Origin of the sequence: Kitasatospora sp. NPDC056138, from assembly GCF_042264695.1 — a bacterium.
Taxonomy (GTDB): domain Bacteria; phylum Actinomycetota; class Actinomycetes; order Streptomycetales; family Streptomycetaceae; genus Kitasatospora.
In genome coordinates, this window is record NZ_JBHJVK010000002.1 from 12,718 (window position 1) to 36,846 (window position 24,129).

The 24,129-nt window shown below is 71.2% G+C and carries 21 protein-coding genes; 9 read left to right on the top strand and 12 right to left on the bottom strand.

All coding sequences use genetic code 11. The features are described 5' to 3' along the window. Positions 1–184: 184 nt before the first annotated feature. From clpB to ACFC1R_RS01630, 3 genes are all read left to right on the top strand, one after another. Positions 185–2,800 (top strand): ATP-dependent chaperone ClpB, encoded by a 2,616-nt coding sequence (gene clpB, locus ACFC1R_RS01620; RefSeq protein ID WP_375931605.1) that lies wholly within the window; start codon positions 185–187, stop codon positions 2,798–2,800. A 227-nt stretch (positions 2,801–3,027) separates the two neighbouring features. Beyond that, on the top strand, positions 3,028–3,588 hold the full coding sequence (locus tag ACFC1R_RS01625) for a YbjN domain-containing protein (protein WP_375930963.1): 561 nt from the start codon (positions 3,028–3,030) through the stop codon (positions 3,586–3,588). Between the two features lie 147 nt (positions 3,589–3,735). Further along, positions 3,736–4,896, top strand: coding sequence for a pyridoxal phosphate-dependent aminotransferase (locus tag ACFC1R_RS01630; RefSeq protein WP_375930966.1), 1,161 nt, complete (start codon positions 3,736–3,738; stop codon positions 4,894–4,896). Positions 4,897–4,914: 18 nt separating this feature from the next. On the opposite strand, the gene ACFC1R_RS01635 is transcribed toward ACFC1R_RS01630, so the two are convergent. The 5 genes from ACFC1R_RS01635 to ACFC1R_RS01655 form a co-directional block, all read right to left on the bottom strand. After that, a complete protein-coding gene (locus ACFC1R_RS01635) occupies positions 4,915–5,622 on the bottom strand; it encodes a hypothetical protein (RefSeq protein WP_375930969.1) in 708 nt (235 codons plus the stop codon). Between the two features lie 57 nt (positions 5,623–5,679). Continuing rightward, a complete protein-coding gene (locus ACFC1R_RS01640) occupies positions 5,680–6,069 on the bottom strand; it encodes a hypothetical protein (protein ID WP_375930972.1) in 390 nt (129 codons plus the stop codon). A gap of 22 nt (positions 6,070–6,091) precedes the next feature. Further along, on the bottom strand, positions 6,092–7,159 hold the full coding sequence (locus ACFC1R_RS01645; RefSeq protein ID WP_375930975.1) for a hypothetical protein: 1,068 nt from the start codon (positions 7,157–7,159) through the stop codon (positions 6,092–6,094). Next, the gene (locus ACFC1R_RS01650; RefSeq protein WP_375930978.1) at positions 7,156–7,749 is read right to left on the bottom strand and encodes a hypothetical protein; all 594 of its coding nucleotides are present in this window, start codon (positions 7,747–7,749) and stop codon (positions 7,156–7,158) included. Before ACFC1R_RS01650 ends, ACFC1R_RS01645 begins: the two co-directional genes overlap by 4 nt. 118 nt (positions 7,750–7,867) lie before the next feature. Further along, positions 7,868–8,203, bottom strand: coding sequence for a hypothetical protein (locus tag ACFC1R_RS01655; protein WP_375930981.1), 336 nt, complete (start codon positions 8,201–8,203; stop codon positions 7,868–7,870). An 839-nt stretch (positions 8,204–9,042) separates the two neighbouring features. Here ACFC1R_RS01655 and ACFC1R_RS01660 point away from each other — a divergent pair. The 4 genes from ACFC1R_RS01660 (at position 9,043) to pyrE (ending at position 13,779) form a co-directional block, all read left to right on the top strand. Then, positions 9,043–9,699 (top strand): DUF2617 family protein, encoded by a 657-nt coding sequence (locus ACFC1R_RS01660; protein ID WP_375930984.1) that lies wholly within the window; start codon positions 9,043–9,045, stop codon positions 9,697–9,699. Between the two features lie 89 nt (positions 9,700–9,788). Further along, positions 9,789–11,531, top strand: coding sequence for a spermidine synthase (locus ACFC1R_RS01665; protein WP_375930987.1), 1,743 nt, complete (start codon positions 9,789–9,791; stop codon positions 11,529–11,531). 160 nt (positions 11,532–11,691) lie between these two features. Further along, positions 11,692–13,038: a hypothetical protein gene (locus ACFC1R_RS01670; protein WP_375930990.1), complete on the top strand. Its 1,347-nt coding sequence runs from the start codon at positions 11,692–11,694 to the stop codon at positions 13,036–13,038. Between the two features lie 204 nt (positions 13,039–13,242). Further along, on the top strand, positions 13,243–13,779 hold the full coding sequence (gene pyrE / locus ACFC1R_RS01675; protein ID WP_045305242.1) for an orotate phosphoribosyltransferase: 537 nt from the start codon (positions 13,243–13,245) through the stop codon (positions 13,777–13,779). A 123-nt stretch (positions 13,780–13,902) separates the two neighbouring features. Here pyrE and ACFC1R_RS01680 read toward each other — a convergent pair whose 3' ends face one another. Further along, positions 13,903–14,610, bottom strand: coding sequence for a DedA family protein (locus ACFC1R_RS01680; RefSeq protein WP_375931608.1), 708 nt, complete (start codon positions 14,608–14,610; stop codon positions 13,903–13,905). 331 nt (positions 14,611–14,941) lie between these two features. On the opposite strand from ACFC1R_RS01680, the gene fbaA reads away from it, so the two are divergent. After that, complete coding sequence (fbaA, locus tag ACFC1R_RS01685) at positions 14,942–15,964, top strand: class II fructose-bisphosphate aldolase (RefSeq protein WP_375930993.1); 1,023 nt, start codon at positions 14,942–14,944, stop codon at positions 15,962–15,964. An 83-nt stretch (positions 15,965–16,047) separates the two neighbouring features. Here fbaA and ACFC1R_RS01690 read toward each other — a convergent pair whose 3' ends face one another. Then, positions 16,048–16,467: a DUF3151 domain-containing protein gene (locus tag ACFC1R_RS01690; RefSeq protein ID WP_375930996.1), complete on the bottom strand. Its 420-nt coding sequence runs from the start codon at positions 16,465–16,467 to the stop codon at positions 16,048–16,050. 192 nt (positions 16,468–16,659) lie between these two features. On the opposite strand from ACFC1R_RS01690, the gene ACFC1R_RS01695 reads away from it, so the two are divergent. Then, positions 16,660–17,544 carry a DUF3152 domain-containing protein gene (locus ACFC1R_RS01695; protein WP_375930999.1) on the top strand — a complete coding sequence of 295 codons (885 nt, stop codon included), beginning with the start codon at positions 16,660–16,662 and terminating at the stop codon, positions 17,542–17,544. A 112-nt stretch (positions 17,545–17,656) separates the two neighbouring features. Here the strand turns inward: ACFC1R_RS01695 and ACFC1R_RS01700 are convergent, their stop codons facing one another. From ACFC1R_RS01700 to purS, 5 genes are all read right to left on the bottom strand, one after another. Further along, positions 17,657–19,423, bottom strand: a complete 1,767-nt coding sequence (locus tag ACFC1R_RS01700) for a WD40 repeat domain-containing protein (protein WP_375931002.1) — start codon at positions 19,421–19,423, stop codon at positions 17,657–17,659. A gap of 108 nt (positions 19,424–19,531) precedes the next feature. Then, a complete protein-coding gene (locus ACFC1R_RS01705; RefSeq protein ID WP_375931005.1) occupies positions 19,532–20,356 on the bottom strand; it encodes a sterol carrier family protein in 825 nt (274 codons plus the stop codon). A 162-nt stretch (positions 20,357–20,518) separates the two neighbouring features. Next, positions 20,519–22,774, bottom strand: coding sequence for a phosphoribosylformylglycinamidine synthase subunit PurL (gene purL, locus ACFC1R_RS01710; RefSeq protein ID WP_375931008.1), 2,256 nt, complete (start codon positions 22,772–22,774; stop codon positions 20,519–20,521). Next, positions 22,774–23,475 carry a phosphoribosylformylglycinamidine synthase subunit PurQ gene (gene purQ / locus ACFC1R_RS01715; protein WP_375931011.1) on the bottom strand — a complete coding sequence of 234 codons (702 nt, stop codon included), beginning with the start codon at positions 23,473–23,475 and terminating at the stop codon, positions 22,774–22,776. Before purQ ends, purL begins: the two co-directional genes overlap by 1 nt. Beyond that, positions 23,472–23,726: a phosphoribosylformylglycinamidine synthase subunit PurS gene (gene purS / locus ACFC1R_RS01720; protein ID WP_045305233.1), complete on the bottom strand. Its 255-nt coding sequence runs from the start codon at positions 23,724–23,726 to the stop codon at positions 23,472–23,474. Before purS ends, purQ begins: the two co-directional genes overlap by 4 nt. Between the last annotated feature and the right edge of the window lie 403 nt (positions 23,727–24,129).

Consider the following 24,129-nt stretch of genomic DNA (forward strand, 5'->3'; position numbering starts at 1 on the left):
ACCCGGGGCACGCGGGGATCAGGAGTCCCGGCCCGGCACCCGGGCACCGCGTCGCGCACGGACCGCCACGCACGGACCGCCGCACCCTGGCGTTCGGAAAGCTGAGTGGAATAGACTCAACTTAGTGCATGCTGCATGAGTCACATGCCGTACGAGTCACACCGATGAGAGGAGCATGCAAACAGTGGATGCCGGCAAGTTCACCAGCAAGACGCAGGACGCCCTGTCCGCCGCGATCCGCCAGGCCAGCGCCGCAGGTAACCCGGACGTCAAGCCGGTGCACGTCCTGCTGGCCCTGCTGGAGCAGCCCGAGGGCATCGCCCGCCCGCTGCTCGAAGCCGTCGGCGCGGACGTCGCCGCCGTGACCGCCGCCGCCCGCCGGCAGCTCACCGCGCTGCCCAGTGCCCAGGGCTCGACCGTGTCCGCCCCGCAGCTCGCCCGGGACACCATGGCGGTGCTCACCGAGGCCGGCAAGCGCGCGGAGGATTTGGACGACCAGTACCTCTCCACCGAGCACCTCCTGGTCGGCCTGGCCGCCGAGGGCGGCTCGGTCGCCGATCTGCTGAAGCAGCACGGCGCCACGGCCAAGGCGCTGCTGGCCGCGTTCAAGGACGTCCGGGGCAGTGCCCGGGTCACCTCGCCCGACCCGGAGGGCACGTACAAGGCGCTGGAGAAGTACGGCACCGACCTCACCCAGGCCGCCCGCGACGGCAAGCTCGACCCGGTGATCGGCCGGGACCAGGAGATCCGCCGGGTGGTGCAGGTGCTCTCCCGCCGGACGAAGAACAACCCGGTGCTGATCGGCGACCCCGGCGTCGGCAAGACCGCCGTGGTCGAGGGGCTGGCCCAGCGGATCGTCGCGGGCGACGTGCCGGAGTCGCTGCGCGGCAAGCGGCTGGTGGCGCTGGACCTCGGCGCGATGGTCGCGGGCGCCAAGTACCGGGGCGAGTTCGAGGAGCGCCTGAAGGCCGTCCTGAACGACATCAAGTCCAGCGACGGCCAGGTCGTCACCTTCATCGACGAGCTGCACACCATGGTCGGCGCGGGGGCCGGCGGCGACTCCGCGATGGACGCGGGCAACATGCTCAAGCCGATGCTGGCCCGCGGCGAGCTGCGGATGGTCGGCGCCACCACGCTGGACGAGTACCGCGAGCGGATCGAGAAGGACGCCGCGCTGGAGCGCCGTTTCCAGCAGGTCCTGGTCGGCGAGCCGAGCGTCGAGGACACCATCGCGATCCTGCGCGGCCTCAAGGGCCGGTACGAGGCGCACCACAAGGTGCAGATCGCCGATGCCGCCCTGGTCGCCGCGGCCACCCTCTCCAACCGCTACATCACCGCCCGCTTCCTGCCCGACAAGGCGATCGACCTGGTGGACGAGGCCGCCTCCCGGCTGCGGATGGAGATCGACTCCTCTCCGGTCGAGATCGACCAGCTCCAGCGCTCCGTGGACCGGCTGCGGATGGAGGAGCTGGCGCTGGAGAAGGAGTCCGACCCGGCGTCCGTCGAGCGTCTCGACCGGCTGCGCCGCGATCTCGCCGACAAGCAGGAGCAGTTGAGCACCCTCAACGCCCGCTGGGAGCAGGAGAAGAAGAGCCTCAACCGGGTCGGCGAGCTCAAGGAGCGCCTGGACGACCTGCACGGCCTGCTCGAACGGGCCCAGCGCGACGGCGACTTCGAGCGCGCCTCGAAGCTGATGTACGCCGAGATCCCCGCCGCCGAGCAGGAGTTGGCGGACGCCCAGGCCAGGGCGGCGGACGAGGACGCCGGCACCTCCATGGTCAAGGAGGAGGTCGGCCCGGACGACGTCGCCGATGTGGTCGCCTCCTGGACGGGCATCCCGGCCGGCCGCCTGCTGGAGGGCGAGAGCGCCAAACTCCTGCGCATGGAGGAGGAGCTGGGCCGCCGCCTGATCGGCCAGACCGAGGCCGTGCGGGCCGTCTCCGACGCCGTGCGCCGTACCCGGGCAGGTCTCGCCGACCCGGACCGCCCGACCGGGTCCTTCCTCTTCCTCGGCCCGACCGGCGTCGGCAAGACCGAACTCGCCAAGGCCCTCGCCGACTTCCTCTTCGACGACGAGCGGGCGATGGTCCGGATCGACATGAGCGAGTACGGCGAGAAGCACTCGGTCTCCCGCCTGGTCGGCGCCCCGCCCGGGTACGTCGGCTACGAGGAGGGCGGCCAGCTCACCGAGGCCGTCCGGCGCCGTCCGTACAGCGTCGTGCTGCTGGACGAGGTGGAGAAGGCCCACCCGGAGGTCTTCGACGTCCTGCTCCAGGTCCTGGACGACGGCCGCCTCACCGACGGCCAGGGCCGGACGGTGGACTTCCGCAACGCGATCCTGATCCTCACCTCCAACCTCGGCAGTCAGTTCCTGGTGGACCCGAGCACCCCGGAGGAGCGCAAGAAGGCGCTGGTGCTGGACACCGTGCGCGGCGCCTTCAAGCCCGAGTTCCTCAACCGGCTCGACGACATCGTGGTCTTCGACGCCCTCGGCACCGCCGAACTGAGCCGGATCGTGGACCTCCAGGTCGCCGGGCTCGGCGAGCGGCTGCGCGAACGCCGCCTCACCCTGGAGGTCACCGAGGCGGCCCGCGACTGGCTGGCACTGACCGGCTACGACCCGGCGTACGGGGCCCGGCCGCTGCGGCGGCTGGTGCAGTCCGCGATCGGCGACCAGCTGGCACGGGCGATCCTGTCCGGCGAGGTCCGCGACGGGGACACCGTGGTGGTCGAGCGCGACGAGGCGGGCGACCGGCTCGCCGTACGGTCCCGGCACCCGGTCACCTCACTGGAGAAGTGACCCCCCGGGGCTGGAGAGGCAACCCTTCGGGGGCCGGGACCACGCACGTCCCGGCCCCGTCCCGGGAGCTGCCGGGACGGTCAAACCGGCCGGTTACGGATCTTCCGGGCGGACGCGCGGCCGTCCCCTGTGTCGCGGGCCGGGAATGAGGCAGGATGGGGACATGGAAGGGCGGCCCCTCAGTCCCAGCCACCCTTGTGAACTGAGAATACGAAGGACCTCCCATCATGAGCATCGACCCGTCGTCCATCCCCTCCTTCGGCGCGCCGCAGCCCCCGCAGGGCGGCCAGCCCGGTGGCGGCCCGGCCGGCCCGCCGCCCGTGGTGGTCCCCGACCAGGCCCTGGTGACGCAGCTGCTCGACCAGATGCAGCTCAAGCACCTGGTGGACGATGAGGGCGACCTCACCGCGCCCTGGGACGGCTTCCGCGTCTACTACATGTTCCGCGGCGAGCAGAAGGAGCTCTTCGCGGTCCGCGCCTTCTACGACCGCGCGTACCCGCTCGAGGACAAGCACGAGATCCTCGACCTGATCGACGAGTGGAACCGCGAGACGCTCTGGCCCAAGGTCTACACCCACACCCACGAGGACGGCGTGGTCCGCCTGATCGGCGAGGCCCAGATGATCGTCGGCACCGGCGTCAACCTGGACTACTTCGTCACCACCACGGCCAACTGGACCCAGGCCGCGGTCGGCTTCGAGCAGTGGATCGTCGAGCGCCTCGGCCTGCAGAAGGAGATCGAGGGCGAGCAGGGCGAGGGCGAGGGCGACGTCTCCGACGAGGGCTGACCTCACCCGCACACGGCCACGGGCCCGCCACCCCGACCTGGGGTGGCGGGCCCGTCGCGTCCTGCCCGACACTCACCGCGGGGGGCTTGTCCTGACACCGTCCGTGGCCGGAGGATGACACCCGACGACGAGCTGTGAGGAGCCGGGATGGGTGCGAGGCCGCTGTTGAACCGCCGGCTGGCGGGGCTGGGTACGACGATCTTCGCGGAGATGTCCGCGCTGGCCACCGCGACCGGCTCGATCAACCTCGGACAGGGCTTCCCGGACACCGACGGCCCGCGCGAGATCGCCGAGGCCGCCGCTCAGGCCGTACTGACCGGGCACGGCAACCAGTACCCGCCCGGCCCCGGGATCCCCGAGCTGCGGCAGGCCGTCGCCGAGCACCGGCAGCGCTTCTACGGCCTCTCCTACGACCCCGACACCGAGGTGCTGGTCACCGCCGGCGCCACCGAGGCCATCGCCGCCGCCCTGCTCGCCCTGCTGGAGCCCGGCGACGAGGTGATCGCCTTCGAGCCCTTCTACGACTCCTACGCCGCCTGCATCGCCATGGCCGGCGCCGTCCGCGTTCCCCTCACCCTGCGCGCCCCCGGCTTCCGCCCCGACCTGGACGAGCTGCGCGCCCTGATCACCCCGCGCACCCGGCTGCTGCTGCTCAACACCCCGCACAACCCGACCGGCACCGTCCTCACCCCCGACGAGCTCGCCGGCATCGCCCGCCTCGCCGTCGAACACGACCTCCTGGTCGTCACCGACGAGGTCTACGAGCACTTGGTCTTCAGCGGCGCCCACCACCCGCTCGCCGCCCTCCCCGGCATGCGCGAGCGCACCGTCTCCATCTCCTCCGCCGGCAAGACCTTCTCCTTCACCGGCTGGAAGGTCGGCTGGGTGACCGCCGCCGCGCCGCTGGTCGCAGCCGTCCGCACCGCCAAGCAGTACCTGACCTACGTCAGCTCGGGCCCCTTCCAGTACGCCGTCGCCCAGGCCCTGCGCCTGCCCGACAGCTACTTCGAGGACTTCCGCGCCGACCTCGCCCGCAAGCGCGACCTGCTCGCCGACGGACTGTCAGCCGCCGGGTTCCAGGTCCACCGCCCCCAGGGCACGTACTTCATCACCACCGACATCACCCCGCTCGGCGAGAAGGACGGCCTGGAGTTCTGCCGCGCCCTCCCCGAACGCTGCGGCGTCGTCGCCATCCCCAACTCGGTCTTCTACGACGACACCGAGGCCGGACGCAGCCTCGTCCGGTTCACCTTCTGCAAGAAGGACGAGGTGCTGCAGGAAGCCGTCAAACGCCTCCAGCGGCTCTGACCGCAACCGTGGCCGGGTCTACTGCGGCGCCAGCGGCATGGCCTCGAACCCGTCGAACAGGTAGGCGTACACCTGCGCGAGATAGACCGTCAGCTCCTGCTCGTCGGGGAATCGGACGTAGGTGAGCCGGTACCACTGATCAACCGTCAGCGGCCGCTGCTGCACGAGGTGCAGCAGCCCGGACCGGACGGTCTCGCGGTAGTCGGGCCAGGCGGCGTCGAAGGTCTCCCGCAGCATGCCGAGATCGTCCACCGCCTCCACCCCGAGCAGACCGGCACAGAAGTGGACGAAACGCCGATCGACCCCGGGCACGTCGAGCCCGAGTTCGGCCAGCGGGACGGTGGTCGGGTCGATCGCCCCACCCGGGTAGGGGTAGAGGGTGGTGTTCCAGAGCTGATCCTCGTCGGCCGGTCCGTCCGGACCCACGCCCGCGGCCGGACGGTACACGCCGTACAGCAGGCCGAGCGTCATGAAATCCCCGTAGACGTAATTGATCTCACCATCGGGGCCGTACGGATTCACCGGGTCGATCGCAATCGCCGTGGCTTTACCGAGGCAGTCCAGAAATCGCCCGTAGACCGCCTCGAACGGAAGGATCGGCGCGAGGTCGTGCCCCTTCAGCGCCGCCGCCCGCAACGCGTCCTCGGCCTGGACGAGCGCCTCCTCGGAATCGAAACGGCTGGCCCACGGGCCGGTACGGGGCGGAAGTTCATCTCGAAGGGGCATGCCTGACGCTCCAGTCGCTGCGCGGTCGGGGATCCATCATCTCGCACGGTCGGGGCATCATTTCCACTCCGACCAGAAGCGGCGGTCGTCCGGCGGGTGGCGATCCGGATCGGGGACCGTCGGCGGGTCCACCCGGTTTCCGTAGAAGTAGTCGTAGACATCGAGCAAATATCCGTAGAGCTCCCCCTCGGAGAAGAACTGGAATCCGGTGAGACCCAGCCAGTCCTTCGTCGAAGCGGGCTGCTGCTCCAGCAGGTATTCCAAGCTGACCTGGACGCGGTGCGCGAACTCACTTCCGTCAGCGGCATACGCCTTGAATTCGTCGATCTCATGGATCATCTCAAGACCGAAACAGGATCGGTAGAACCTCCGGATTCTTTCGTCCTGCTGCCAGCCGGGAACATCCCAGAAACTCCAGCGAACCGGCGGCACCTTCATCTCGCACATTCCCCTCTCCAGGACTCACCAATCACAGCAACCCCTGATGACGGGTCCGATTGTGCCTCGTGCTCGGCTGCGGGAACATCGTGTGGAGATTGAACCCGCCCTTACCGTCCGGCCTGTACACCGCGATGATCTCAGCCCCCTTGAAGTTCACTTCCCGATAGTTGATCTTCTTGCCTGACATCGGATTGTCCGGGTCGATATAGTACCCTCGAAACTTTCCCTGATGCCCGCCGGGACCCCAGACGTCACTCGGCGAGAACTTGACCTCATAGGGCGGTCCAGCCGGTATTCGATCATGCGCATAGCGCTCCGCATACATGAACGACTCCTTGTCCTTGAACGCCGTTGAATACCGGTCACAGGTATGGTTCATCGGGTTTCCGTGCCTATCCCTCTTTTCCTTGTCATAGTAAAGCTGCGGCGGACTGAGGCGCTGATGCGCGTCAGGCCCGTGCAACGGGTCGATCTTCTCGTTCGATCGGATGAACCCGTCCTCATCCTTGGCCCAGCGGATAACCTGCTTCGGCGGCTGCTTCACGGGAAAACCGCGATCGTTGAGTTTCGGCTTCTGCGGGACGTTCACCGTCTCCTCGATCGGGCGACCCAACCGATCCTTCAGCTGTTGGTCTGTCACCTTGAGGTGGCGACCCACGCCATGTCCCTGCCGCTCCAGCTCGCCGATCCGCTCGTCGACCCGACGCTGGTACAGAGCACGGAGCCCCTTCTTCCCAGGCACGGACTGCCCCGGGGCCAGCTTCACCCCGTGCTTGCCGAGCGAAGTGCCGTTACTCATCAGGCTCTTGTGGACAGCACTCTCTGCCTCGTCGAGGTTCTTCTTCGTGATCTCCAGACCACGCCCGATCGAGCGATGGGCGCCCGCCATCGCCTTCGACATGTCCCCGATCATCGAGTCGATAACCGGCCGGACAGCCTTCTGCACGACCTGACCGAGCTTGCCCCTCCCCAGCACCTTTCCCCTGGTCCGCGAGTCCAGGTTGCGCGAGTGGCGCTCCACCCGCTCCGCGTGCTCGTGCGCCTTCCTACCGGCCTGGCCAAGTGCCTCCCGATCGGCCCTGAAGCCCCCACTCATGCACCACCCCCGGTACCCAGCGCCGCCTCGACACCGTGGAAGACCAACCCGGAGACGGCCTGCTCGATAGCTGCTTGGAAGGGCTCGATCGCAGTGGAGACCAACTCACCGATCACGACGCTCTCGATTTCCTGGATGATCGCGTTGACGATCCGCTTTCCGGCCTCGATGATCAACGCCTCGGCCGCTGCGGCGGCCCCCATCGTCGCCACTGCTGCTGCGGCTGCTGCCGCCATCTCGGCTGCCATCGCAACCAGTTGGGCAACCACCGCACCCTTGGCCACGACGACCGCACCGGCCGCGACCTCAAGGCCGGTCGCCAGTACGCCGCAACAGTCGATCAGGACTGTCAGGTGCCCGCTGGACGCCTGCCCCCAACGGCTCATCAGCGCCTCGTAGGAGGCGCCTTCGTATGCTCCGCCGAGATTCTTCAGCAGGATGTCGGTGTCGCCATGGGACTCCGCCATCCCTTCGGCGAACTCCCGGACGTGCTGGGCCCACTCACGCAACTCGTCCTCATCGATGTCAGGCCAGTTGAGGCCCATTAGATCCATGATCCACACGAGTTCTGACGGCAGCTCTATCGACAAGTCCAGATCCCCCCATTCATGACAGAACATATGAACGCGCGTGGCACCCGAACCGTTCCATGCGATCTGGCAACAGGGCTTGGGACAGCACAACCCCAACCCCTGATCATCAAACCGATCAAGCGGTGGCCGAGACCGTGGAACACCAACCGGGCACCGCTTCCTGAATGGCCACCCGGAAGAGCTCGACCACCGTCGAGGCCAACTCGCCGGTGACGACGCTCTCCATCTCCTGGCTGATCGCGTTCACGATCCGCTTTCCGACCTCGCCGATCAACGCCTCGGCCGCTGCCGCCGCGCCCAACGTGGCCACCGAAGCGGCAGCTGCAGTGGCCATCTGGGCTGCCGTCGCAACCAGTTGGGCAATCACCGCGCCCTTGGCCACGACGACCGCCCCAGCCGTGACCGCCAGACCGGCCGCCAAGACGCCACAGCAATCGATCAGTACGGTCATGTGGCTGGTGGACGCCTGGCCCCACCGCGCGGTGAGAGCGTCGCAGGAGAACCCCATGGGCTCCGGCCAGGTTCTTCAGCAGCGGTCCGTGTCGTCCTGGCCCCTGTCATCTCCTCGGCCAACTCACGGACGTGCTGGACTCGTTCACACACTGACCCTCATCGCTGTCAGGCCGGTTCAGACCCATCGGGTCCGTGATCCACACGGGCTCCGACGGTGACTCGATCGACTGGACCGGCTCGCCGCCGCACAGGAGCGGGACAGAACAGACGGACGCTCTGATCATCAGACTGATCAACCAGTCGCCCTGGTGCGCGCTTCCGGCACTCGTGCGTACGAATGTCCGCCACCGGCAGCTGACGGCCGCGCAGGCGGCGGGCGGATGGGGCGGTGAGTGGTGGAGCCGTGTCGGTCATCTGCAGAAAGCTGCTTTCCATGAAAGTACTTTGCAGGAAAGGCTTCTGATCCGATCTTCGACATAGGGGAGCGCGCGGCTCACGACAGCCCCTCTGCCCCCACCGGCCCCCAGGCGTGCGAAGCGCGCGCGAGGCTTGCACGGCGCACACCCTGCGCGAATGGGCGCGCATCGGACAGAGTCGTTCCCTGCTCCGATCAGACCGTGAACGCGGCTGCGTCCGGAACGGTGAATGCCCGACAAAGATGGGTAAATCCCTGACGGACCCGGAGAATTCGTGCTTCTCTGCTGCTGAATCTCCAGCCGGAATCCTTCCTTCCACGGTCGGCCGCGCCAGGGACCGCACAGCCTCTAACAGCTCGCCCATCGGCGGAGTCTGATGCTGCTCGGCCGGCGCGCACGGAGCTGAAACGCGGAGCCGAGCATGCTCACCACACTGCAGACCTCCTACACGGACACCCGCGCCGGTGACCTGGCCTGGTGCCTGGGCGGCGATCCGCTGCCCGCGCTCGCGGTGCGCAATCTGAGACTTGACACCCCGGACTTCCGGGACGGCGAAGCGGCCCAGGACGGTCGGGGCGGCCCGGACGGCCGGGACGGCCGAGCGGGCCAGGACGCCCGGACGCCGCTGGCCGGCGGCACCCTGCAACTGCGCCTGCTCGGCGCCTCGCACCAGGTGATCCTGGCGGCGGGGCCGGGCGAGTGCCTGGAGACCGTCGCCTGCATGCCGGGGCGGCAGACCCCGCTGCCGGCGCGGGTGGCCAAGCAGGTGGCGGGCTGGGAGTACGAGTTCGCCGCCCGGATCGAGGAGCTCCCGCCGCACATCTTCGCCGCGCGGGCCCAGGAGCTGCTGGCGCTGGTCGAGGGGCACCCCCGGGCGCTGGCCGGGATCTTCCCCGGCGACCCGAGCGCCTTCACCGCCCTGATGGCCCAGGGCGACCCGGACCACGTCCTGTGGCGGACCTGGCACGCGTACCCGCAGGAGGGCCGCCTGGTCTGCACCCGCTCCTCCCTGGTGGTGCGCGGCGTTCCTTCGGGCGCGCATGGTCCGGGAGTTCACTCCGACGGGTCACGCGGGTAATCCGTGCTGGTGAGTCGTCAACTCCGCGTGCGGCATTGTCCGTCGAATGGGCGCAGCCTCCGATGCCGTACGTCGCCTAGCGTTTGTTCATGATCAACCAATCGGCGGGACCGCCGGTGCAGCCGGGCCTCGACTCCGAAGACCCTGCCCTGATCGGCCAGATCGGGGCACGGGCGATCCGCGCCCGGGACGCCATACCGAGCGGACGGCTGCGTCGGCCCGCCCGGCCGCTGGTGCTGCTCGCCGCGTTCGTCTGTGCGGCGTGCGGTCTGGTCTACGAGCTCGAACTGGTCGCCCTCGGCGGCTACTTGCTCGGCGACTCGGTGACCCAGACCTCCGTGGTGCTGTCGGTCATGGTCTTCGCGATGGGCGTCGGTTCGCTGCTCGCCAAGCGGATGGCCCGCCGCCCGGCCACGGCCTTCGCCGTGATCGAGTGCGCGCTGGCCCTGGTCGGCGGCCTCTCGGTGCTGGTGCTGTACTCCTGCTGGGCCTGGCTCGACCGGTACGGGGCGACCACGGCCGGTCTGGTCGGGATGACCTTCGTGATCGGTGTGCTGATCGGGGCCGAGATCCCGCTGCTGATGACACTGATCCAGCGGATCCGCCGGGAGGACGCGGGGCGTGCCGCCGCTGACCTGTTCGCCGCCGACTACGTCGGCGCGTTGATCGGCGGGCTGGCCTTCCCGTTCCTGCTGCTGCCCACCTTCGGCCAGGCCGCCGGGGCACTGCTGACCGGAGCGGTGAACGCCGTCGCGGGAGCAGCCGTGGTGCTCTGGCTCTTCCGCGAGGAGCCGCCGCCCCGGGCCCGGCTGCTGCTCTGGACCGGCTGCGGCCTGGTGCTGGCCGCCCTGGCCGCCGCGGCCGCCTTCACCGGCGCGATCGAACGGGCCGCCCGGCACGCCCTCTACGGCACGCAGGTCCGCTTCGCGACCCAGAGCCGGTTCCAGGAGATCGTGCTGAGCGGGCCCGCCCGGCCTGCCGATGCCACCTCTGCGGACGCCGCCGTCGATGCCGCCTCTGCGGACGCCGCCAAGGCCGCCCGCCGGGTACCGCCGCGACGCGGGACCGCCCCGTTCGACGGCACCGCGCCGCTGGAACTGCTCCTGGACGGCCGACTGGCCGTCTGCGGCCCCGACGAGTACCGGGACCACGAGGCGCTGGTGCACCCCGCACTGGCGTCCGGTCCCGGTGCACGGGTCCTGGTGCTCGGCGGGGACGGCCTGGCACTGCGCGAGGTGCTGCGGCACGCCCGGGTCCGGTCGGTGGTGGTGGTCGAGCAGGACCCGGCGCTGCCCGCCCTGGTGCGGGACGACCCGGCGCTCAGCGCACTCAGCGAGCACGCCTTCGACGACCCGCGCGTCCGGCTGGTCGCCGCCGACCCGCTGCACTGGCTGCGCTCCGACCGGGAGTCGGCCGACGAGCCGTTCGACGTGGTCGTCTCGGACCTGCCCGGGGCCGAAGGGCGTCGCGGCGAGAAGTACGCGTCGCTGGAGTTCTACGGCCTCGCGGCGCGCCACCTGGCACCGCACGGGCGTCTGGCGGTGCGGACCGGCCCGGTCGGACCCGCGCTCTGGTCGGCCGAGGCCGGGCTGCGGGAGGCCGGGCTGCGCACCGTCCCGTACGAGGGAGCGGGCGGTCCGCACCACTGCTCGGGGGAACCGCTCCCCGGTCCGGCCTTCGTGCTGGCCGCCCGGGAGCAGCCCGTCCTGGACCTCGGCACGGATGCCCCGGCACCGCGCTCGCTGACGGCCGAGGGGCTGCGCACCGCCGCCCGGTTGCTGGCCGACCGCCGTCCGTCCGAGGTCCCGGCCCCGATCACGCTGCTCGGCTGACCGTCGGCGGCCCGGCGGTCGCAGCGGGCCGACCGTTGCGCCACCCACCGCAGCTGCACGAACGCACAACGTGAGCCGGTCGGGCGACCGGGCCGCCCCGGCCGGACGAACCTGCCCGCTAGCTCTCGTCCCGGCCGGACGGGTCGGTAGGCTCGCGGGCATGGAGCATGAGGTTGTCGTCCCGCTGCCGGCCACCGTCGTCCAGCAGGCGATGCAGGATCCGGAACTGCTGGTCCGCTGCGTCCCTGGGCTGAGCACCGACGCCGAGGAGGAAGCCGACGCCGGCGCCGCCCCGGACACCCAGAAGAACACCAGGAAGTCCGGCAAGGGCGGCCGGAAGAACACCAAGAAGGCCGCCGCACGGTACGCCTTCGGCGACGAGATCGGCGGAAGGCTCCGGCTGCGGATCGGCGGCTCGACCATCACCTACCGGGGCGTGCTCTCGCTGATCGAGGGGCGGGAGGGTGTCCTCACCGCGTTCGCCGAGGGCCAGGAGTCCCGGGGCAGCGGCGAGGCGAGCGCCACCGTGCGCATCTCCGTGACGGAGAGCGGCGACGAGGACAAGAGCACCACCGTCCGGTTCACCGGCGACCTGAGCGCGACCGGCCGGCTGGCCGAACTGGACACCGCCACCCTGGCCGCCGCGGGCCGCCGCCTGCTGGACCGGTTCACCGCCGCGCTGGCCGTCGAGGCCGGCGGCGAGGAGCCGCCCGGCGCCACCGTCGTGTACCTGGAGGCCCACGCCCCGGGCTTCGGCAGCGACCTCGACGAGGACCTCTCCGACCTGATCCCGTTCTCGGACGAGACCGTCTTCTCGAAGGCACAGGAGGAGCCCGCCGTGCCGGAGGCCGTCACCGGATCCGCGGCCGACGAGGCGAGCGGGGAAGCGACCGAGGAGGGCACCGGCGAGGAGGCCGCAGGAGCGGCCGCGCACGAACCCGTGGAAGGCGCCGCGGAGGCGATCGGGGCTCAGAGCGCCGCCGAGCGGCCCGCCGGGGCGGACCAGCCGCAGCAGGAAGCGGAGGCGGACCGGGCAGAGGCGGAGACGTCGGCCGGGGCCGACGAGAGCGGTGCAGCCGACGAGGCCGGCACGGCCGGTGAAGCCGACACCGCCCAGGAGGCCGATGGGGCCCAGGAGGTGGATGAGGCGGCGGAGGCAGCCGTCGAGATCCCCGACTCCCCGGCCGGCCTCGACTTCGAGTTCGAGCAGGAGTACGAGCAAGGCCTCGGCTCACCGGACGAACCGCTCACCGGCCCGGTGCGCCGCAGCATCGTCGGCCGCTCGGCCGAGGAGGTGGACCACGCCCCGCCCCGGGGCCGGTACGCACCCGCCCCGCCCACGCGCAGCGCCCGTGCCCGTGCCGCCACCCGTTGGGGTGGTCCGGACGCGGCCCCGGTCGGCGTCGGTCCGATCGGTGAGCGCAGCGCGATGCCCTGGGTGATCGGCGGCGGGGTGGCACTGCTGGGCGGTGCGGTGGTCCTGGTCCGCGCTCTGCGCCGCCGCTGAGGTTCCCGCGCCGTCCGGGGCCGAAGCACCCGATCGACCGGGCCCTCCCCCTTCGGGCCACAGGGCCCGGTGCGTGGTGCGGCGGCCGGGTACTCGGCCGGCTCGGGGGCACCGCACAGCTCCCCGCGCCCGCCCCGGGGCACGGCCGCGGGCCCGGGGAGCCTGGCGGCTGCGCGGCACCCCCGGGCCCTAGACTGGCTGCTCATGAGCAACGACCGCGACGCCCTGCTGGCGCAGATCAAGGACAAGGCCGTCGTGCACGGCAAGGTCACCCTCTCCTCCGGGCTGGAGGCCGACTACTACGTCGACCTGCGCCGCATCACGCTGGACGCCGAGGCGGCGCCGCTGGTGGGCAAGGTCATGCTGGACGCCACCGCCGACCTGGACTACGACGCCGTGGGCGGCCTGACCCTGGGCGCCGACCCGGTGGCCGCCGCGATGCTGCACGCCGCCGCCGCCCGCGGCCGCAAGCTGGACGCCTTCGTGGTCCGCAAGGCGGGCAAGGCGCACGGTCTGCAGCGCCGTATCGAGGGCCCGGACGTCAAGGGCCGCCGGGTGCTGGCGGTCGAGGACACCTCCACCACCGGCGGCTCGGTGCTCACCGCGGTCGAGGCGCTGCGCGAGGCCGGTGCCGAGGTGGTCGGCGTCGCGGTGATCGTGGAGCGCGGTGCGGCCCCGGCCATCGAGAAGTCGGGCCTGCCGTACTACACCGCCTACACCCTGGACGACCTGGGCCTGTGAGCCCGTACCGACCGTCGACCGGTCGGTACGACGACGGCCGGTGTTTCACGTGAAACCACGTGGAACACCGGCCGTCGTCCGTTTCGGGAGCGCTCCCCGAACCGCGAGCCGCGGGCCGCGGGCTCAGACCTTGCGGTGGCGGCCGCCGCCGCTCACCGGCTCGCCGCCCTCGGCGACCAGGCCGGCCTTCTTCTTCTTCCGCTCGCGCACCACCTCGACGAGGATCGGCGAGATCGAGATCAGGATGATCAGGGCCATCGCGGGGATCAGGTACTTGTCGATCACCGGCGCCATCGCGTCACCGAAGAAGTAGCCGATCATCAGCATGGACTCGGTCCAGAGCACGCCGCCGACCACGTTCCACACGAAGAAGGTCCTGGCCGGCATCTCCAGCGTGCCCGCGACCGGGTTGAGGAAGGTCCGCACGATCGGGATGAAGCGTGCCATGACCACGGCCTTCGCCGGGCCGAACTTGTCGAAGTACTCCTCCGCCTTGACCACGTACTCGCGGCGGAAGATCTTCGACTCCGGCTTGTCGAACAGCCGTGGGCCGACCTTGGCCCCGATCAGGTGGCCGAGCTGTGCGCCGGCCACCGCGCAGATCGGCGCGCCGAGGAACAGCACGTCCGCCGGGAGCCTGGCACCCTCGCCCAGGACCGAGGCCGCGGCGCTGGAGGAGGCCACTCCGGCCAGGATCAGCAGGGAGTCTCCGGGGAAGAAGAAACCGACCAGCAGGCCTGTCTCCGCGAAGATGATCGCGAGAAGCCCGATGGCGCCCAGCGACGAGATCAGCGACTTTGCGTCGAGCACGTTGACGGCTAGCTGGTTCATGGTGTCCACGCGCGCAGGATAGCGCTCCGGGCTTGCGCGGGGCTGAAGGTGCCGGTCCGGTCCGGGCCCCAGCCGTCGCTTCCGACGGCCCGTGTCCCAACTGGCGGGCCGCTGGGTGAACCCGGCGGGCGAGTCTGGGAAGATGGCACAGGTGTCCGCCTCGCGGTCATGGAACCACCCTCGTCCACGTACCGCAGTCGGCACCGTCGAACCAGGTACCAGAGCCGCAGCGCAGCGTTGCGTCGGCCAGCAGGTGCCGCACCTCGACCCAGGCGTACCGCGCCTCGGACAGCGTCGTCCGAGCGCCCCACACCGACAGGAGCGGATTCGCATGCCCATCGCAACTCCCGAGGTCTACAACGAGATGCTCGACCGGGCCAAGGCGGGCAAGTTCGCCTACCCGGCCATCAACGTCACCTCGTCGCAGACGCTGCACGCTGCGCTGCGCGGCTTCGCCGAGGCCGAGAGCGACGGCATCATCCAGATCTCCACCGGTGGTGCCGAGTTCCTCGGCGGCCAGCACAACAAGGACATGGTGACCGGCGCCGTCGCGCTCGCCGAGTTCGCGCACGTCGTGGCCGCCAAGTACGACGTCACCGTCGCGCTGCACACCGACCACTGCCCGAAGGACAAGCTGGACGGCTACGTCCGCCCGCTGCTGGCGATCTCCGCCGAGCGCGTGGCCAAGGGCCTGAACCCGCTCTTCCAGTCGCACATGTGGGACGGCTCCGCCGAGACCCTGAACGACAACCTGGCCATCGCCGAGGAGCTGCTGGCCCAGGCCCGCGCCGCCAAGATCATCCTTGAGGTCGAGATCACCCCGACCGGCGGCGAGGAGGACGGCGTCTCGCACGAGATCAACGACGACCTGTACACCACCGTCAACGACGCCGTCCGCACCGCCGAGGCCCTGGGCCTGGGCGAGAAGGGCCGCTACCTGCTGGCCGCCTCCTTCGGCAACGTGCACGGCGTCTACAAGCCGGGCAACGTCGTGCTGAAGCCGGAGCTGCTGCGCGAGCTGCAGGACGCGATCGGCAAGCAGTACGGCAAGACCGACCCGTTCGACTTCGTCTTCCACGGCGGCTCGGGCTCCACCGCCGAGGAGATCGCCACCGCGCTGGAGAACGGCGTCGTGAAGATGAACCTCGACACCGACACCCAGTACGCCTTCACCCGTCCGGTCGCGGACCACATGTTCCGCAACTACGACGGTGTGCTGAAGGTCGACGGCGAGGTCGGCAAGAAGAACACCTACGACCCGCGCACCTGGGGCAAGCTGGCCGAGGCCGGCATGGCCGCCCGCGTGCTGGAGGCCGCCCAGCAGCTGCGCTCGGCCGGCAACCGCATCAAGTAAGGCCCTGCGAACCAGGTCCTGACGGCCCGAAGGGGCGCTCTCCGCGACGGCGGAGGGCGCCCCTTCGGCATGACACCGGGTTGCTACTGCCTGAGCTCGGCGTACGCCTCCTCGCTGCTGTCCCGCAGGAACTGCCAGCAGCGCTCGGCCTCCTCGGTCTCCTTGATCGCGTCGGCCGCGCGGGCCAGTCCGGCGAGGCAGCGCAGGAAGCCCCGGTTGCCCCGGTGCTCCCACGGCACCGGGCCGTGGCCCTTCCAGCCGCTGCGGCGCAGCGCGTCCAGGCCCCGGTGGTAGCCGGTGCGCGCGTAGGCGTACGACTCCACCACGCGACCGGCGTCGAAGGCGTCGTCCGCGAGCATCGCCCAGGCCAGCGAGAAGGTCGGGAACGCCGCCGCGACCTGGGTCGGGGACGCCGACTCCTCCCCGAGCATCCGGTACGGCTGCTCGTCCTCGGGCAGCAGGGTCGGCTCCGGTCCACCGAGCAGGTTCTTGAAGTTGGTCATGGAGTGAAGTCTGCCATCCGCCCCCCGCACACGGTCCGAGAGCGCTCGAACACCTTCCGTGGGCCCGGGGGGCTTGCGCGCGCGGCACATACGGAGTATGTGGACAGCCCGGCGCGCGGCGTGCAAGGGTGGATGGTGCCGTCAACGAGTTGACGTTGTGTCACCCCTGTAGGGCGATCAGAGAGCGTACGAGTGCGAGCAACTCCGAAGAGCCGGTCCGAAGCCGCCCCGAACCGTCGGCAGGCCAGGCGCCGCCGAGAGGCCAAGCGACGCCGACTGGTCATTCAGCTCGTACTGGCGGGCGGCGTGCTGGCCGTGGCCGCCGCGCTGCTGATACCCGGCGGCGGCGACGACAAGCCGTCCGAAGGTCCCACCACCCAGGCACGGGCGGTTCCTTCGCTGAGCGAGTCCCCGAGAACGGACGCCTCCGACACCTCCGGCGCCCGGGTGGAGTCCCCGAATTCACCCCAGCCTTCGGCCTCGGCCTCGGCCGGCAGCACGGCGGACCCGGGCCCGGCCAAGGGCAAGGGCACCTTCACCACCGCCGCCGCCGACGGGGAGGCCGTCGGACACGGCAAGATCCGCCGCTACAAGGTCCAGGTCGAGGACGGCATCGGGGTCGACGCCGCGGCGGCCGCCAAGCAGATCCACAACATCCTCTCCGACAAGCGGAGTTGGACCACCGACGGCAAGAACGGCTTCCAGCTGGTGGCCGACGGCCAGTACGACTTCACCATCAAGATCGCCTCTCCGGACACCGTCGACGCGATCTGCGCGACCGGCGGACTGAACACCGGCGGCGAGGTGAACTGCGACGTAGGCCCGCAGGTGGTGGTCAACCTCAAGCGCTGGAACACCGGTTCGCCGCAGTTCACCGGCTCGATCGACGACTACCGGGCACTGATCATCAATCACGAGGTCGGCCACCGGATCGGCCACGGCCACGAGGGCTGCCCCGGCAAGGGCAAGCTCGCACCCGCGATGATGCAGCAGATCTACGGCCTCAACGGCTGTCTGCCCAACGCCTGGCCGTACACCGCCGACGGGACCTACATCAGCGGCCCGAGCGTGCCGTAGCCCCGGGCGGCACACCGGCCCCGGGGCATCACGGCCGGCGCACCCGGCCGATCGTCCGGGGCCGCGCGCCCCGGGTGGGTGCGCGGCCCGCACGGCCGGACGCCCTGCCGGCTCAGTACTCGACGGCCGCGATCCCGTCCGAGGTGCCGAGCACCACCCGGCCCTCGGCCAGGGCGAGTGCCCAGACCTGGGAGCCGAGCCGCAGTTCCAGTACCGGTTCGGGGCGGCCCACCGAGAAGACCCGGACCAGCCCGTCGCCCCACGCGGCGGCGACCACCGCACCGTCCGGGGTCCCGGCCGCCGCGACCGCGCCGACCGGTCCCGCACGGCGGTCCAGCGGCTCGGGGTTCGGCGGCGTGCCGGGGCTCCAGAGCCGGACGGTCCCGTCGAAACCTCCGCTGACCAGCACCGCACGTCCGTCGGCCGACGCACCCGCGAGCGCCGTCACCGGACCGGCGTGCAGGCGCTCGCCGAGTACCGCGCCGTCCTGGTACCAGTGCAGCGAACCGGACTCGTCGGCCACCACCGGCACCGAGCCGGACGGGCCGGGAACGACCGCCAGCGCGCTCATGCCGCTCTCGACGCCGCCGCGCAGGGCGTCCAGCGGGCCCGCCACGGCAGAGGCCCGGCCGGGTGCGCCCCCGGGGGCCGGGAGCACCTCCAGACCGCCCCAGGCGTCGAGCAGCAGGACCGATCCGTCGGAGGCGACGGCGAGCGCCCGCAGCGGCTTGGGTCCCGGCGTGGTCACCCGGGCCAGCGGGACACCGGTCTGCGCCTGGACGGTCCGGATCGTGCCGCCCGGGTCGGCGAGCAGCAGCTGGCCCGCGTAGGCGCCCGCACCCACGGCCAGCGAGGCGACCGCGCCGGGCCAGCCGATCGAGGAGTTGGGCCAGAGCGCCCAGGCCCCGCGCCAGGGTCCGGGTACGGCGGCGAGCCGCTCGGCGGCCACGTCGTCCAGGCCGAGCAGCCGGGTACGCAGCAGGGCGGCCCGCACACCGGGGTCGGGTTCGGCGATCAGCGCCGGTCCTGCCACGTCCCAGGCGGTCGGGATCGGTCCGCCGGTGCCCTCCAGGGCCGCGGTCACCGCGAGCGGTCCCGCGTAGGTGAGCAGGGGCGGGTCGGCCAGCAGCTGGCCGGTGCTGCCCTCGCGGGTGGTGGCCGTCCACAGGTCGGAGAGCAGCTGTTCGCCGGCGGCGGCCGGGTCGGGAGCGCCGTCGGCCAGGCGCGGTACCCGGGCGGCCAGGCGGGCCACGGTCTCGGACGCGTCGGGCCGGGCGTGGCCGAGCGCCGCCCCCGGGCTCGGGTAGCCGGCCGGGTCGGCGGCCAGGCCGGCGCACCAGGCGTCGTAACGGGCGCGGTCGGTCCACTGCGGCTGGTCGAGGTCGAGGACGGCGGGCTGCTCGACGGCGGTCAGGCCGAGCGCTTCCGGGCTGCCCTCCTCGGCCTCGACCAGCAGTCTGACCCGGGGCAGGCGCAGCAGCGGGTCGAGGAGTTCGGCGACCAGCCGGGCGGGGTCCACGGCCCGGTTGAGGCCGGGGACGCAGACGACGGTACGGGTGTCGCTCTCGGCCAGGGCGGTGAGCAGGTCGCCGGGGCTCCGGGCGACCACGCCGAGCTGGTGGCCGAGCGCCCAGACGGCTCCGCGCACGCTCGCCCCGGTGGCGGGGAACACCGCGTGCAGCCGCCGCCGCTCGGGGGTCCGCTCGTCGCCGCCGGCCTGGATCAGCCACTCCAGCAGGTGGGTCTTGCCCGAACCGGGCGAGCCCGAGATCCGGCAGAGCCGGGGCGAGCGGTCGTCGTCCAGCCAGCCCAGCAGCGCAGCGCCGGCCGGGCGGCGTCCGGCCCGCAGCGGCGGTATCGCGTGGCCCTGCTCGGTCATGCCAAGTCCCCCTCGTCCGTCCCTTTTCCGGCCGGGTGGTGAGCTTACTTGGCCTTCGCCGGAACGGACCGGGTCGGTGGCGGGGTGGTGGACGACGGGCTGGCGGCGTCAGCCCATGACGGGCAGGTACGCGGCGAGTCCGCTGCGCTCCCCGCTGGCCGAGACGGCGGCGGACTCGACGGCGGCGGCCCAGTCGGTGCGCCCGGTGGCGAGGCGGATCCAGGTGAGCGGGTCGGTCTCGACCACGTTCGGCGGGGTGCCACGGGTGTGCCTGGGGCCGGGCACGGCCTGCACCACGGCGTAGGGGGGAATCCTCAACTCCACCGAACCGCCGGGCACCTGCGCGGCGAAGGCGTCGGCCAGCAGCCGGCTCACCGCGGCCACGGCCTGCTTGGCGTGCGGGAACTCGCCCAGGCCGAGCGCGTCGGCCAGGTCGTCCGCGTGCACCACGGTCTCGACCAGCCGGGTCACCAGGACGTCGGCCAGCAGGATCGGGCCGAAGCGGCTCACGAACCGCCGTCCCGGCTCGGCGGTCCCGGGGCTCGCCAGGGCGCCCAGCAACGCTTCGGCGGCGCTGTCGAACTCCCGGGCCAACTGCTCGGGGGAGCCCCCGAAGGCGCCCTGCGCATGCTCCTTCGCCGCCGCCTCGACCACCGGCGCGGCGCTGCGCGTCAGGCCGACCCACTCGACCAAGCCGAGCGGGCTGCCGGGCGGCACCGGGTCGTCGAGGCGGCCGGGCAGCAGCTCCAGGCCCTGTCCCAGGTGTGCGAGGAGCTGGCGGACGTTCCACTCCCCGAGCCTGGTCGGCCGGTCGAGGAGTTCCTCGGCCGCCGGGTCGGCGCACAGCCGGTGGACGGCGGCGCGCAGCGCCTCGGTCTGCCCGGCGAGGGCGGCGCGGACCTTGACGGGGTCGTACACACGGGGCTTGGCCATACCGGCAGGCTCGCGCCGCCCCGGGACCGCGGGCGGCGCGGCCGCCCCCCGGTCCGGGGCGCGGCACCCGCGCCCCCGGCCCCCGTTGCGGAGGGCCGGTCGCGCGGTTCGCCGCGCCCCTGGGCCGGGTCGGACCCGGCTGCCTGAGGACCAGGCCGGAGATCAGGCCAGCAGGGCCTCGATGACGCCGGTGTGGGCGTCCTTCAGCTCGGCCAGCGAGACGGTGAACTGGCCCTGGACGTCCAGGGTTTCGCCGTCGACGACACCGATCCGGGCGACCGGGAGACCGCGTGCGCCGCACATGTCGTTGAACCGGACCTCCTCGCTGCGCGGCACCGCGACAACCGCGCGGCCCGCCGACTCGGAGAACAGGAACACGAACGGGTCGAGGCCCTCGGGCACCACGACCCGGGCGCCGTTGCCGCCCTTGAGGCAGCTCTCCACCAGCGCCATGGCCAGGCCGCCGTCGGAGAGGTCGTGCGCGGCGTCGATCATGCCGTCGCGCGAGGCGGCGATCAGGATCTCGCCGAGCAGCCGCTCGCGCTCCAGGTCCACCTTGGGCGGCAGGCCGCCGAGGTGGTCGTGGACCACCTGCGACCAGGCGGAGCCGCCCAGTTCGTCGGCGGTGTCGCCGAGCAGGTAGAGCAGCTGGCCGGCCTCGCCGAAGCCGATCGGGGTGCGCCGGGTGACGTCGTCGATCACGCCGAGCACCGCGACCACGGGGGTCGGGTGGATGGCGGTCTCGCCGGTCTGGTTGTAGAGCGAGACGTTGCCGCCGGTGACCGGGGTGCCGAGCTCCAGGCAGGCGTCGGCCAGGCCGCGGGTGGCCTCGGCGAACTGCCACATCACGTCCGGGTCCTCGGGGGAACCGAAGTTGAGGCAGTCGGAGACCGCGAGCGGCTTGGCGCCGCCGGCCGCGACGTTGCGGTACGCCTCGGCGAGCGCCAGCTGGGCGCCGGTGTACGGGTCCAGCTTGGTGTAGCGGCCGTTGCCGTCGGTGGCGACCGAGACGCCGAGGTCGGTCTCCTCGTCGATCCGGATCATGCCGGAGTCCTCGGGCGAGGAGAGCACCGTGTTGCCCAGCACGTAGCGGTCGTACTGGTCGGTGATCCACGCCTTGGAGGCCTGGTTGGGCGACCCGACGACCTTGAGCAGGTCCGCCTTCAGCGCGTCGCCGTCGGCCGGGCGGACCAGGCGCTCGGCGGTCGGCGCATCGGCCTGCAGCGCGTCCTGCCAGCTCGGGCGGGCGTACGGGCGCTGATAGGTCGGGCCCTCGTGGGCGACGGTGCGCGGCGGCACGTCGACCACCAGCTCGCCGTGCCAGAAGATCTCCAGGCGCTCGCCGTCGGTCACCTCACCGATCACGGTGGCGATGACGTCCCACTTCTCGCAGATCTCCAGGAAGCGGTCGACCTTGTCGGGCTCGACGATCGCGCACATGCGCTCCTGCGACTCGCTCATGAGGATCTCCTCCGGCGAGAGCGTGTTGTCGCGCAGCGGCACGGTGTCCAGCTCGATCCGCATGCCGCCCGAGCCGGCCGAGGCCAGCTCGCTGGTCGCGCAGGACAGACCCGCGCCGCCGAGGTCCTGGATGCCCTTCACCAGCTTCTCGGCGAAGATCTCCAGGGTGCACTCGATGAGCAGCTTCTCCTGGAACGGGTCGCCGACCTGGACGGCGGGGCGCTTGGCCGGGCCGGTCGCGTCGAAGGTCTCGGAGGCCAGCACCGAGACACCGCCGATGCCGTCGCCGCCGGTCCTGGCGCCGTACAGGATGACCTTGTTGCCCGCGCCGGAGGCCTGCGCGAGGTGGATGTCCTCGTGCTTCATCACGCCCACGCAGAGCGCGTTGACCAGCGGGTTGCCCTGGTAGCAGGGGTCGAAGACGACCTCGCCGCCGATGTTGGGCAGGCCCAGGCAGTTGCCGTAGCCGCCGATGCCCGCGACGATCCCGGGCAGCACGCGCCGGGTGTCGGGGTGGTCGGCCGCACCGAAGCGCAGCGGGTCCATCACGGCGACCGGGCGGGCGCCCATCGCCAGGATGTCGCGGACGATGCCGCCGATGCCGGTGGCCGCGCCCTGGTAGGGCTCGATGTACGACGGGTGGTTGTGCGACTCGACCTTGAAGGTGACCGCGTAACCCTGGCCGACGTCGACCACACCGGCGTTCTCGCCGATGCCGACGAGCATGGCGGTGCTGTCGGGCTTCTTCTCGCCGAACTGCTTCAGGTGCACCTTGGAGCTCTTGTACGAGCAGTGCTCCGACCACATGACCGAGTACATCGCCAGCTCGGCGCCGGTGGGGCGGCGGCCGAGGATCTCGCGGATCCGGGCGTACTCGTCTTCCTTCAGACCGAGCTCGGCCCAGGGCTGGGCGGAGTCCGGGGTCTGCTCGGCGTTCGTGACGGTGTCGAGGGACATCAGGCGTTCACCAGCTGCTTCAGGACGGAGGTGAAGAAGCCCAGGCCCTCGGTGGTCGGACCGGTGAGCGGCTCCACGGCGTGCTCGGGGTGGGGCATCAGACCGACGACATTTCCGGCGGCATTGGTGATGCCCGCGATGTCACGGTACGAACCGTTGGGGTTGCCGAATCCGTCGGCCGCCGCGCCCTGGGTGGCGTAGCGGGCCACGACCCGGCCCTCGGCCTCGAGTTCGTCCAGGACGTGCTCGTCGGCGACGAAGCGGCCCTCGCCGTTCTTCAGCGGGACGACGATTTCCTGGCCCGCCGAGTAATCGCGGGTCCAGGCGGTCTCGGCGTTCTCGATCCGCAGCTTCTGGTCGCGGCAGATGAAGTGCAGCGAGTCGTTGCGGGTGAGCGCACCGGGCAGCAGGTGGGATTCGCAGAGCACCTGGAAGCCGTTGCAGATACCAAGGACCGGCATTCCCAGCTTGGCCTGCTCGATGATGGTGTCCATCACCGGGGAGAAGCGGGAGATGGCGCCGCAGCGCAGATAGTCGCCGTAACTGAATCCGCCCGGCAGGACGACGGCGTCGACCTGATGGAGATCCTTGTCACGGTGCCAGAGGGCGACCGGCTCGGCGCCGGCCAGGCGGACCGCACGCTGGGCGTCGCGGTCGTCGAGGGAGCCGGGGAAAGTGACTACGCCTACGCGAGTGGTCACTTGCCGTCCTCCTCGATGCGGACGGTGAAGTCCTCGATCACGGTGTTGGCGAGGAAGGTCTCGGCGGCTTCGCGGATGCGGGCGAGCGCGGCGTCGTCCACCGGCCCTTCCAGCTCCAGTTCGAAACGCTTGCCCTGACGGACGTCGGCGATCCCGTCGAATCCGAGGCGAGGCAGTGCACGCTGCACCGCCTGTCCCTGGGGGTCGAGGATCTCCGGCTTGAGCATGACGTCGACTACGACGCGTGCCACTTGCACTCCCGGTGGTGTGGTGCGTGAAGGCGGGGGACCTTCAGACTACCGGGGCTTTCGGGTGAGTTTGCGTCCCGGGCGAGGCAACGCGCGTAGACTAACGCCCCTTACGTACCAAGGGTTCCAGGGCGCTCAGCCGCCTCTCGGAGAGTCCGCTTTCGGCGGCTTAAATCCCCTCTCCGGGCCGTGCGCGGGAACGCCCGAATACCGGCACTCCGGACAGATCGACCACCGGTATCAGCGCTATCCACCACACGTGAAGATGGATGAAAATTAGGAAAAAGAAAGCATGGAGGCCTTCGATTTCCGCCCACTTTGGGTGCAGAATAGGGCGACCGGCAACGGAGAGTCGGGCGTATCGGCATGGGCCGATGCCGTCCGCCTGCTCATTCCCAGCCGGTGC